This window comes from Microcystis ichthyoblabe FBCC-A1114, from assembly GCF_050500245.1.
GTDB lineage: Bacteria > Cyanobacteriota > Cyanobacteriia > Cyanobacteriales > Microcystaceae > Microcystis > Microcystis ichthyoblabe_A.
Window position 1 is genome coordinate 1,694,846 of record NZ_CP191408.1, and the last position, 11,477, is coordinate 1,706,322.

10 protein-coding genes are annotated in these 11,477 nt (G+C 40.8%); 5 read left to right on the forward strand and 5 right to left on the reverse strand.

Annotation, left to right across the window (positions count from 1 at the left end; genetic code table 11):
- Positions 1-137: 137 nt before the first annotated feature.
- From ACQY1Y_RS08250 to ACQY1Y_RS08265, 4 genes are all read left to right on the forward strand, one after another.
- Positions 138-1,013, forward strand: a complete 876-nt coding sequence (locus ACQY1Y_RS08250) for an ABC transporter ATP-binding protein (RefSeq protein ID WP_002740012.1) — start codon at positions 138-140, stop codon at positions 1,011-1,013.
- A gap of 370 nt (positions 1,014-1,383) precedes the next feature.
- The gene (locus ACQY1Y_RS08255) at positions 1,384-2,187 is read left to right on the forward strand and encodes an ABC transporter permease (RefSeq protein WP_002776651.1); all 804 of its coding nucleotides are present in this window, start codon (positions 1,384-1,386) and stop codon (positions 2,185-2,187) included.
- A complete protein-coding gene (locus ACQY1Y_RS08260; protein ID WP_002776645.1) occupies positions 2,188-2,943 on the forward strand; it encodes an ABC transporter ATP-binding protein in 756 nt (251 codons plus the stop codon). It begins immediately after the preceding gene.
- A gap of 593 nt (positions 2,944-3,536) precedes the next feature.
- A complete protein-coding gene (locus tag ACQY1Y_RS08265; protein WP_287232025.1) occupies positions 3,537-3,968 on the forward strand; it encodes a DUF4278 domain-containing protein in 432 nt (143 codons plus the stop codon).
- 306 nt (positions 3,969-4,274) lie between these two features.
- Here ACQY1Y_RS08265 and ACQY1Y_RS08270 read toward each other — a convergent pair whose 3' ends face one another.
- The 5 genes from ACQY1Y_RS08270 to ACQY1Y_RS08290 all read right to left on the reverse strand — a co-directional run bounded on the left by ACQY1Y_RS08270 (position 4,275) and on the right by ACQY1Y_RS08290 (position 9,674).
- Positions 4,275-5,768 (reverse strand): thymidylate synthase, encoded by a 1,494-nt coding sequence (locus tag ACQY1Y_RS08270; RefSeq protein ID WP_430014352.1) that lies wholly within the window; start codon positions 5,766-5,768, stop codon positions 4,275-4,277.
- 4 nt (positions 5,769-5,772) lie between these two features.
- Positions 5,773-6,396 carry a dTMP kinase gene (gene tmk / locus ACQY1Y_RS08275; RefSeq protein WP_016516093.1) on the reverse strand — a complete coding sequence of 208 codons (624 nt, stop codon included), beginning with the start codon at positions 6,394-6,396 and terminating at the stop codon, positions 5,773-5,775.
- Positions 6,397-6,423: 27 nt separating this feature from the next.
- Positions 6,424-7,809 (reverse strand): dihydrolipoyl dehydrogenase family protein, encoded by a 1,386-nt coding sequence (locus ACQY1Y_RS08280; protein WP_430014353.1) that lies wholly within the window; start codon positions 7,807-7,809, stop codon positions 6,424-6,426.
- 73 nt (positions 7,810-7,882) lie between these two features.
- Complete coding sequence (gene hisIE / locus ACQY1Y_RS08285) at positions 7,883-8,518, reverse strand: bifunctional phosphoribosyl-AMP cyclohydrolase/phosphoribosyl-ATP diphosphatase HisIE (protein WP_002804335.1); 636 nt, start codon at positions 8,516-8,518, stop codon at positions 7,883-7,885.
- A gap of 490 nt (positions 8,519-9,008) precedes the next feature.
- Positions 9,009-9,674 carry a PEP-CTERM sorting domain-containing protein gene (locus ACQY1Y_RS08290; RefSeq protein WP_430014354.1) on the reverse strand — a complete coding sequence of 222 codons (666 nt, stop codon included), beginning with the start codon at positions 9,672-9,674 and terminating at the stop codon, positions 9,009-9,011.
- Positions 9,675-10,847: 1,173 nt separating this feature from the next.
- On the opposite strand from ACQY1Y_RS08290, the gene ACQY1Y_RS08295 reads away from it, so the two are divergent.
- Positions 10,848-11,459: an IS607 family transposase gene (locus ACQY1Y_RS08295; RefSeq protein ID WP_002739943.1), complete on the forward strand. Its 612-nt coding sequence runs from the start codon at positions 10,848-10,850 to the stop codon at positions 11,457-11,459.
- The last annotated feature ends 18 nt before the right edge of the window (positions 11,460-11,477 follow it).

An 11,477-nucleotide genomic window follows, 5' to 3' on the forward strand; every position in this document is an offset into this window, starting at 1 on the left:
ATCTGCATTCTAATCTGATTGTGATGAGATAAAACCAAAGTCGATAGGACGATCCCGAGGGGGAAGGATAAAATCGCCGTCGAGTTGGGCTAATTCGGTTACACTAATCCATAGCTAGAATATTAACTTTTGTAACTATGACCGCCGCTATTGCTCTCGATCGCGTTTCTAAAATCTATAATAATCTCCCGGTAGTTAACGAGCTTTCCTTTGCCATCGAAAAAGGGGAAATCTTTGGTTTACTCGGTCCCAACGGTGCGGGAAAATCGACGACAATCCGCATGATTATCACTCTAACCGAAGCAAGTCAAGGAGAAATCGAAGTGGCGGGGTATGATGTGAAAAAATACCGCGATCAGGTGAAGAAAAATATTGGGGTAGTCTTACAACAGATTAGCGTTGATGGGGAATTAACCGTCTGGGAAAATATGGAATTTCACGGCCGGATGCACCATATCCCCAATCCCCAGAGACAGGAATTAATTGATCGCTATTTAGATTATGTCAGTTTAAGCGATCGAAAATCTGCCCTGGCCAAAACTCTTTCCGGTGGGATGAAACGACGTTTACAGATTGCTCGCGCTCTTCTTCACGAACCAAAAATCCTCTTTCTCGATGAACCGACTGTCGGTTTAGACCCCCAAAATCGTCGTCGTTTGTGGGAAGTAATTCGCGATTTAAACCAGCAAGGAATGACAATTTTGTTAACCACTCACTACATGGAAGAAGTGGAATTTCTCTGTCAGGATAACGCCGCAGGAAAACCGGGCAGAATTGGCATTATGGATGCGGGCAAATTAATCGAATTAGGAACTCTAACGGATTTTCGTAGTAAGTATGGCGAGGGTTTAGTTATCAAACAAGTTGGCGATAAAATCGATTATAAATTCTTCCCCACCGTGGCTGATGCTAATGCCTATCTCGACACTTTGAGCGATAAAACTGGAGTAATGTGTCGCCCTTCCAACCTCGAAGATATCTTTGTGGAACTGACGGGACATCAATTAGATTAAATTCTTAGTTTGTCCCTTAGGAAATTGTTAAGTTATCGGTTTTTGACTCCAGTTTTTCTGAGATTAGCTCTGTTTAAATCGGCATTTCTTGGCTTTGATCTGGTGTCAATTTTATGGGCCAACCTGCTAGAGTCTAGGTCAATTAGCTGAGGCTGTCCCTAAAAACCGAATTCAACCCTAAAAAAAGAGGCTTTTAGCAATTTTTAAGCTTTTTGAGCCAGATAAATCGACCAAGAAGGGAACTTTTTCCGGAGAGGGAGAGTCGTCGGGGACTGGATAAAAACTAGAGTACTCCCTCGATCGATAGACAAAATTGACGGTAATCGTTTAGAATAAGGCACTGAATACTGACGAGATGACAATTATCCCTATGACCGATCTCCAAGCAAAAACTAGATGGTCAACAGCGCGGCGATATTACGAATTGCTTAGTGTTTTAGTGGAACGTAATCTCAAGGGACGCTATCGGGGTTCTTTTCTGGGGGTTTACTGGTCTTTGTTAAATCCCGTGATTATGACTGCACTATACACGGCAATTTTCGGCACGGTTTTCGCCTCTTATTTTGATAATTCTATAGTTAACTATGTCCTAGCGGCTTTCACTGGTTTAGTCGTCATAAATTTCTTTAATGCTTCCACTAACCAAGCTTTACCTAGTATTGTTGGTAATGGCAGTATTTTAAATAAAATTCGTCTGCCAGTTAGCATTTTTCCCGTTTCCATGGTGGTGGCAAATATTTTTCAATTTGCTATTAGTATCTTTCCCCTTTTGGCTATAGTAACTCTCTGGAAGTCTCAAAGTTTAATTAATGTAATTGCTCTGATTTTTCCCGTTATCGGTCTTTCTCTGGTTTGCACGGGAGTGGGTTTCTTTGTTAGTACCCTCTACGTTTTCTTCAGAGACTTACCCTATTTTTACGAAATTGTTTGTTTTGTCGCTTGGATTAGCAGCCCGATTTTCTATCCTCCAGAAATTATTCCTCCCTCCGTACAACCATTCCTGCTATTAAACCCATTATTACCGGTAATTGAAAGTATTCGCCAATTGTCCCTTTCCCCCGGATTACCGGATTTTGGTTTGATTTTTCAATCTCTACTCGGTGGGATCATTATCTTAGGAATTGGTTGGACTTGCTTCCGACTATGGCGACATTTATTTATGGATTTATTATAAATGACAGAAGTAATTCGACTCGATCAAGTGTCTCTCGAAAGACGCACTCAAGAAGAATTTTCCTACGATCTAAAAAGGACAATCTTCTCTCTTCTTGAAGGTAAATATCGTCAACCTGCCAAAAAATTAGTTCTAGATGATATAGATTTAGTAATTAATTCTGGAGCAAAATTAGGTATCATTGGAGCTAATGGCGCAGGAAAATCTACTCTCCTAAAAGTTATTTGTGGTATTCTGGAACCGACAAAGGGACAGGTGAGAGTCAGGGGACAAATTGCTTCTTTAATTGAATTAGGAGCGGGTTTTGATCCAGATTTACCAGTAAAAGATAATATTATTCTCTATGGGGTAATGCTGGGATTTTCGCGTCAGGAAATGAAGGAAAAAACCAAAGATATCCTTGACTTTGCTGAGTTAGAAGAATATATGGGAGCGCCGGTGAAATCTCTTTCTTCTGGGATGGTGGCTCGTTTAGGATTTGCGATCGCAACAGAGGTTCACCCCGATATTCTTATTCTTGATGAAGTCCTTTCCGTCGGGGATGAAAGTTTTAAAAATAAGTGTAAACGACGTTTAAAAAAATTCTGGAATTCTAACGCTACTATTTTAGTAGTTTCCCACGATTTGACTTTAATTCAAGAGTCCTGTGACCAAGCAATTTGGCTGAATAAAGGACAGTTGCAATGTCAGGGTACACCAGAAGATGTAATCAAGTTTTATTTGGATTCCGTGCATCAAAATGAAGTTAATTTTTAATTAAGTAGGTAATCTCAATTAATTTATCTACGTTTGGCTCTCTTGGGTTTGGTGGGTAAAATGTATTATAGGATACATTCCTGCTGGCAATCAACTGGAACGAACCACAAAGACACAAAGAACACAAAGATTGATCGCTTCTAGATAATCTAAACTTATCACACAAAGAATAAGAGAGCCTACGTTTTACTTAGTCGAAAACGCTGTCACAAAATAAAAAACCTCGGTGTCCAGCCGAGGTAGCGCTAAGTTATGTAGGAGAACTCAAGCAAATCTGTCAATGGGGTAAACCCAAACCCCGAAAACTTTTTTAAGCTAGTAGGCCAAGTTTTTTGCCGTTGTCTCGGACTCAAGGAATCATCTTCTGTCCTATACTCTTCGAGACAATCTAAACCGGCTTGCTGTCTTGGCTGTTTTGCTTTAACTTTTAGTTCATGTAAATAAATGTAACAATATTTTTACGAATTGTAAAGAAGGATTGACAAAATAAAACTTATAGGATGTATAAGCTAAGTTAATATTTTTCGCCGATCGAAGCTAGGGAGGTAATATATAGGGAGATTGGTTCACTAGCATGACAAGGTGTACCCAGAATGTCCTATTTGTTTTTGTTGCCACTATTCACCGCTGCTCTGGCTGCCTATTTCTGGCAGAAGTCCAGCGATGAAATTGCTTATCTCGCCAGTGCCGCCACGGTAATTAGTTTAGTGTTGAGTCTGGTTTTAGCTCCTTGGCAGATTCAGCTATTAATTCTCTTGACAGTTGTGATTGTCGTCACCTTTTTATGGCAAGGACGAGAAGAGCAGAAGAATATCCCCGTCCCCACTCCAGAAACCGCCGGCGAGAAAAAGTACCGTGGGGCCACCTATAGGGAGCCAACAGTCGCCGAGGCTCCTGTCAAGGAGCGAGGGGGTAAATATCGCGGTGCGGAGGTTAAAATCACCAATAATACCACGGTGGCTAACCCAATTCGCTCCTCATCTCTCAAATATCGCGGCGCTGGTTCGGCAAACAAGGACCAGTAAGTGAGTTATCAGTTATCAGTTATCAGCTTCTGAAGGCAAAAGGCAAAAGGCAAAAGGCAAAAGAAAGAATCTGGCAATTCTCTTACCTAAAAAGAAGGTTAGAAACTAAGCACATCAAAGCTTTTGGCTTAACCAATTAGGTCTTAGATTCGGTCGAGTTATCAGATTTGAGTTTTAAGTTCACTGATTGGGTGCATCTTATATTTGTGATTTTGGTGAGCAGCAGAAGTTATTAAAAGAGGGCGAATGCAATTCGCCCCTACAATAATATTATTGAGATGCCCCCACTTCCTACTTCCCACTTATCTACTGGTCTTGAATATAAGGCTGATTATTCTTGAGACAGTTGTATGCCTTTTGTAACTCGATTCCTAGATAACCGATATGTTCGGGAATAATTGCGGGATTGGTAGCGGCAAGCTCGCGGATTAATTTCAGGGGATTTTTGCCTTGATAACAGGCGACAATTTCCCCACTGCCGGGGGTAGTTTGTTGGACGAGAATTTGTTCTTTTTCCACGGAAATCAAAAAGTTACCGCTAGGGTCAAAAAAATCGCGCTGATTGACAATTTTATCGTACTGGGTAGCGATTAATCGTTCGACATTCTCCCAAGTATCATCGTATATATGGGCCGATTGACTAATAGTAATTAATGGACCCATTGATAAATTGTATTCGGAGCGCTTGCTAATCTCATCCCTAATATGTTGCTGTAAAGCACGCAATCCCATGGCATTTGCTGGCCAAGCGGCAAACATATCATTACTTCTAAATATTGCGGTGAGAGATAATTCATTTTCTACCACTCGCACCCAAATATGATTTAAACAGGGACTACCTCCCTTTTCGTGGTCTTTCACATCCCAGAGGGACATAACTGCACTGGCTGCGTCAATTTCTGAGATTAATTTATTGATAACCTGTGCAATTTGGTCTCGGCCAAACCAAGAGCGCAATCTTTGACCATAGGTGTATTTAACTCCTTCTGTACAGGGGGAATCATCAAGAATTTGTCCGATATATTCGGTGAGAAAAGGTCTATTTATAGGCAAATAATTAGGTTCGGGAAAGTAAAAGTCTGGAGGTTCATCGGTGACGACGGCCATTAGGTCAATTAATTCTTGCCATTTACCATCATATCCTGTGGGTCTAATTGTGCCGGTGGTTTTAATCTTTTGGAGAATTTTTACCCAGGTTTCGGCAATAGTTTTTCCTTCAATGCGATGACCGTATCTTGTCCCAGGTAGCAGAGAAGGAAGATTTTCTAAGAGGGGAAAGATTAAGGGTTCTCCCCAAGTTGGTAAGGGAGATTGTTCTGCATAACTTTTGACGATTTCAATCGCTTCTGGGATGGATTTAACCGGTTGATATTGAATTGATTGACGTAATTTTTCGAGAGTTTTTCGGTCAATTTCCTTGTCAATATATCCCGTGATAGGAGAATTAATTAGCCAACATTCTCTACCTGTGTCACTTTTTCCTAACTGGAATCCTTGACTAAAAAAATCTAGCAAACACTGACAGCTACCAGAGTTCTTATCTTCCTTAGTTGCGTTGAGAATAACTAAATATCTAACGTGGGGATTTGCGATTAAGTTTCTCAGCAGGGGACTAATTCCTCTGGTGGGACTATAAAGATTGCCAATTACTGCGTATTGGTCGGGATTTAAATGTTTAGCAAGGGACTGTTTTACTGTCCATCCCGTGATAATTGCCGTTTGTCCGTGACCGCAGATTAATTGATTAGGTTTATAGTGGGGTTGGTAGATGAATTTAGGGGTGGTTTCTGTACTGAGCATGGATTTAAATTAATTGTTCAAGATAATTAATAATATTTCGGTGAAGGTGTTCTATTGTATCATTGCCATCCAGTTGTAAACAATTATCTTTATATTCTTTAAATATCTCGATAAACATCTGACGAACTTTCATTAATTTTTCTTGTTTTTCGTACACTTCTGTGATGGCTCTGTTTTTAATTCTCGCTAGAGAAATATCGGGAATAACATCGATATAAATAACTATATCTGGATTGGGAAAATGTTGATTTAACTGCCGAACAAAAGCAAATTCTTCGGGATTATTGCAATTGTAGGCCAGGGAAGAAAAATAATAACGAGTAGTGATAACGTGGGTTTGTTCTTGGTGAATAAGTTTAAAAACGCCATCATGATCATTATATAAGTGATAATGGCGATCAGCTGCAAATAAATAAGCCATTTGTCGGTCAAATTGATTTTGATCTTGGATAGAAATAAGATTAGTTTGCATTATTTCTCGAATCAAACGACCGATGACTCCCTCGGAAGGTTCCGGACTTAAAACTGCTTTTTCCCCTCGCTTGAAAAAATATTCTTGTAGGAGTTTTGCTTGGGTACTTGTTCCAGATCCGTCAATACCTTCAAAGACAATAAATTTCGGTTTCATAATTTAATCTTCTTTTTTTATATCTAATTATCTGAATAATTTTTTTAGCCAAGTTAACCAAGATTTTTTTGGGGGGATTAATTGGGTCATTTCTCCGATAATCTCTCCCATACTTCCCCAAATATAAATATTTTTATTGAGGGATTGTATGGTTAAATTTTCTTGTAAAGCTAAACTGATGATACCGATCATTTCTGCCGCTTGATTACCGACTATTTGCGCTCCCAGTATTTTACCATCTTGTCGGTAGATTAATTGACAAAATCCGGTGGTTTCTCCCCAGATTTGCTGTGCCACTATATTTTTGATGGGATAGTTAATCATCTTTACCTCCTCACCATAGCTCTCCCGGGCTGCTTTTCCAGTTAAACCCACCCAAGCAATAGCCGGATCAAAAGCAATAAATGAGGGAATTTGATCGGGATTAAAGTTAAATTTTTCTCCCGTGAGCAGATGCTTGACTAACCCAAAAGCAGCCCGGTGATTTAAAGTAGGATCGGGATAATTATTTCTGAGCAAATTTAGGGCATAAATGCGGGAATTATCGGTTTGTAATTGCTGATTAACCTTGATTAATCCTTGTTCTAGTTTAACTCCCACCCCAGCCAAATTTAATCCCTGTTCATCGACTTGATAATTACCAGCAAAAATGATATCATCAACTTCGATAACACGATTGCCTAATTGTAGCCATTTTTGACCCTCGATCGCTTTCACTTGACTAGGACAATAGCCTGGTAAAATCTTAATTCCTTCCGCTTCTAAAATGGCAGTAACTAAATGGCAGATTTCCCGATCAATATCCGGCAGTAGATAATTATCCTCGATAATTAAGCTAATTTCTTTCCCCAAACGTCGGAGAATTTGGGACAAACTCACAGCCATGCTGCTGTTACCAATAATCGCTAAATGTTGTCCTAAATTGTCTAAATTTGGCTCTTGCCAAAGGGTTTGAGCGGTAAAATAATTAACCTCATCTAAGCCGAAAATTTTCGGGACTTGCAGATAAAAACCCGGGGCGATAAGATAGTGTTTAGCCAACAATTGCCGACCGTTAACCACGAATCCTAAATGGGGCAGCCGGACAAATTCCCCCCCACCCGGGATCACATCTATTCCTTCCGTGGCTAATCTTGCCAAAGAATGATATTTATTAATAGTTTTATCCACTTCCTCTAACCATTGCCGCAACCGTTGCCACTGGGGATAAACGGCCGTTTCTTGCCAATGATTCAGCAGTTTATAGAGATGGATAATTTGGCTGTAGCCCTTGCTAAAAATGTCCTCAGATGCCTCTAAATTGCCGCTATAAGGCTGTTGCACTAAAGCCACCCTTTTTTTGAGGTGAACAGCCAAGAAAGCCGCTTCTATCCCCGCAGGAGTGGCACCGATAATTACTAAGTCGTAAACCACAAATATTCGGTCGTCAGGAATCGGAAACTTAACACTTAAAACTCAAATCTGATAACTGATAACTGATAACTGATTACCGGCGCCGGTCTTGCAGTTTTTTATAGACATCTCGCAGGGGGACTTGATGATAGGCGAGAGCGACGAGAGTATGATAAAAAAGATCGGCCACTTCTGAGGCAATAGCATCGCCATCATTATCTTTGCAGGCCATGACCACTTCTGCCGATTCTTCGCCGATTTTCTTGAGAATTTTGTTATCTCCCCCGGCCAAAAGTTTACAGGTGTAGGATTCCGGATGAGGATCGTCTCTGCGATCGCAAATTACCTTAAACAATTCCGAGAGGGTGTCGGCCGCTGGCGGTGATTTTTGCCAATTTACTTGATGAAAACAGCTTCTTTCGCCGGTATGACAGGCGATATCACCGATTTGCTCAATAGTCAGCAAGATAGCATCACTATCGCAATCGTAGCGAATTTGACGCACTTTTTGGATATGGCCCGAGGTGGCTCCTTTGTGCCATAATTCTTGACGAGAACGACTCCAATACCACGCTTCCCCGGTGGTGAGGGTTTTTTCGAGGGATTCCCGATTCATCCAGGCCATCATTAACACTGTAGCATCAAGATAGTCTTGAGCGATCGCTGGTACTAAACCCTGGGAATTATAAGCGATCGCGTCGAGGGGAATAGCGGAGAGTAAAGAGGACATCAGTTTTTCGCGGTCAAGAATTATGCTGGGATAAATTACCCAAAGCTCAATTATATAGCCTTGAGGAATTCCCCTAAATGGCCGCACAGAATTACACTTTACGGTACTCTAATTTTTCCCACCCTAGGGGCGAATTGCCTTCGCCGGACAATGCTTGAGCTTGTTCAGAAAAAATTATCGAAGGGAGGGCAAAAATTATCGAAGGGAGGGCGTACGCGATACGCCCCTACAGAAGTTGATTAATACCATTTCTCTAAATGAAAACTACACATCGAATTTAAGTCACCCTTTTTAAGGGGGATTTAGGGGGATTAAACTTCTGTAGTCAGACTTTGGAGAATTGGTATAAAAACAAAAATCAGGTCAAGACCTGGGTTAGAATCAATACTTAAGAAAAAGCTAAAAGCTAGAAAACCAAACAGGGCATCTAACCTTTAGCTATTCTTGTTCAACGTCACAGTTATCAATGTGTGCAAGACATTGGTAACTGTTATTTTTGTCTCTTCAAGCGGGAAACCAATCCTAAACCACCCACAGTCAGAAGTCCGAGGATAGTACCCGGTTCGGGAACGGCGACACTCACTGAGCCATTATAGGTGCCAGGAGCAGGAAGTGAACCATCACCAAACTGAAGGACATCTGTGGGAAGAACATAATCGTAGGGTTGTATTCCAGTAACAAGTGGAACATTATCCGGGTCATCTCCCAACTGGAACTGTACACTTCCAGGTTCATCGAAAAGATACTCAAATATAGTACCAGCTTCCCAAGTCACCGTTGCTCCATTAGAGAAGGCAAAAGCTAGGTCGTTGGTAAGTTTGTATTCACCAGAATTGGCATTAAAAGCCGTGACAAATTCAAAGTTTCCTACGGCTGGGGTTAGGTTTGTTGTATAGGGTGGGTTAGCTATTGTGTTGTCGGTGAAAGTAAAAGGAGGTACAAACTCTCCATTGGCAGTAGAAACGAAAGCTTGACCCGCACCGCTAAAAGTGACCGAGAAAGTATCACCAGCACCAGGGTTAACATCACTGAAGAAGTCGGAGGTTCCGTTAGACCAACCGAGAGTACCGGCTTGAGCGGGAGCGGCGATAGCGGAGGCAATACCGAGGACCGCTACACCGGAAAGAATTTTGGTTAATTTGTTGGTTGTCATCATAACTGAATTATCCAGCCTTAATTGTGTGTACTATAGCCATCAAAAGAGGTCAGGCAAGCGTTAAGCTCGCTGATAACTTTTTTATTTAACCTGACAGAACTATAGCGAAACTATTCAAAAAAAACAAGTGTTTTAGAGATTTGTTTGGCAATATTTATCTATTTTTTTGTCCAATTTATAGGGCTCTTCGTTACTTGTTATGGTTCGATAGGGGGGCATAAATTGACTAAATCCTTCTCTGGCAAGAGACTCAATTGATGAGTTCGCTGTAGATCGAAAACAATTGACAAAAATCGCCAAATGCCTTTCTAAATAAGGGTTCTATCCCTTATAACTCCAGTCCATTGCATAACACAAACCGAAGAACCATTTATAGGAGTTTTTCTTGATAAGGGACTTGCGTAGGAATAATATCCCAGCCAGAAAATCGCTCTGTAGAAGAACCAGACCAGCCAGATGGTACATTATCAAAGCGCAAGTCCCTAACTACCCAAAAACTGACAAATATACCCAAGCTTTTTGGTGAAAGCTGGATAAATAAACAGGCTCTAGTTTTAAGAAATATCTCAAACTGTTATAAAACTTAATCAAGAGAGGGATCATATACAAAACTTAACATTGTTTAACGTCAAAACTTCAGTTCAAAGCCAATCAATTCCCTAACCAGGCAGCTGCGTTAAAATGGGGATAAGGTTAAGAATACAACTAATCCCTACAGCAGAGTCTTTTGGATTGGCACCTATAACAAGTTATCCCGTGCGATGATCGGGGAAACTCAGGTTTTAGGAGAACAAAGAATTTTTTTCCAAATCTCTGTGGAAAGATGTATTATGAGCCATCATAAATCTTCTTCAATCAGCATTGGGAGCTAATCACAGTATGAAAGTGGACAAACACCTGTCTTAAGTTAGACAATTCTACCCTCAGGAATTTCTTTGATTTAAAACCGAGTCCTGTCGATAGAATTATGTATATAGTAATTTCAATTAAGCTTGAGAATATCAATACCAGATTTCCTAAGAGTTTTGTCGATCTAGACTATATTAAACCTATCTGAAATGACTATTATTCCTACTCGAGGTAATCACAGGGTGAAGGTGGACAACTACACTGTCTCAGGTTGAACGATTCTCCTACAATAAATTTTTCTAATTTAAAACCAAGTTACTATGTATGGATAACCTAATCACGATTAGAGAAGCCTCGGGCTTGCTCGGAGTTAGCATTAAAACCCTCCGGCGCTGGGAACAACAGGGGAAAATTTCCTCAATTCGTACCCCTGGTGGTCATCGGCGCTACCGACGGCAAGATATATTACAATCTGTTCAATCAACCCCATTTATCATTGGCTATGCTCGTGTTAACCGACCTGAACAAAAACAACAACTAGAGGATCAGATAAAAGCCTTAGAAGACTTTTGTCATCAGCAGGGTCAACCCTTTGAAATTCTCAGCGATATCGGCAACGGAGTCAGTCACAATCGCCCTAATCTTATGCGTCTAGTAGAGATGATGTGTAACGGTGGGTTGGAATGTCTAGTTTTAACCCATCCAGAAAGTGTTGGCCGCTTTTGTCATGATTTTATTTTGGGTTTGTGCAGTTTCTTTAAAATCCAAGTCATTCTCCTCAATCAACCCCAGAAATCCATTGCAGCTGAGGATTTAGTGGACGATCTGCAAGCCCTCGTCACCATCTGTTACAATCGTCTCTACCCGCTACATAATCCAGATCATCGGCAATTGGTGGAATACCTAGGGGCGCTTAAGAATCTCCCCTCGGCTTAAAATTATCCTTGGACTGGG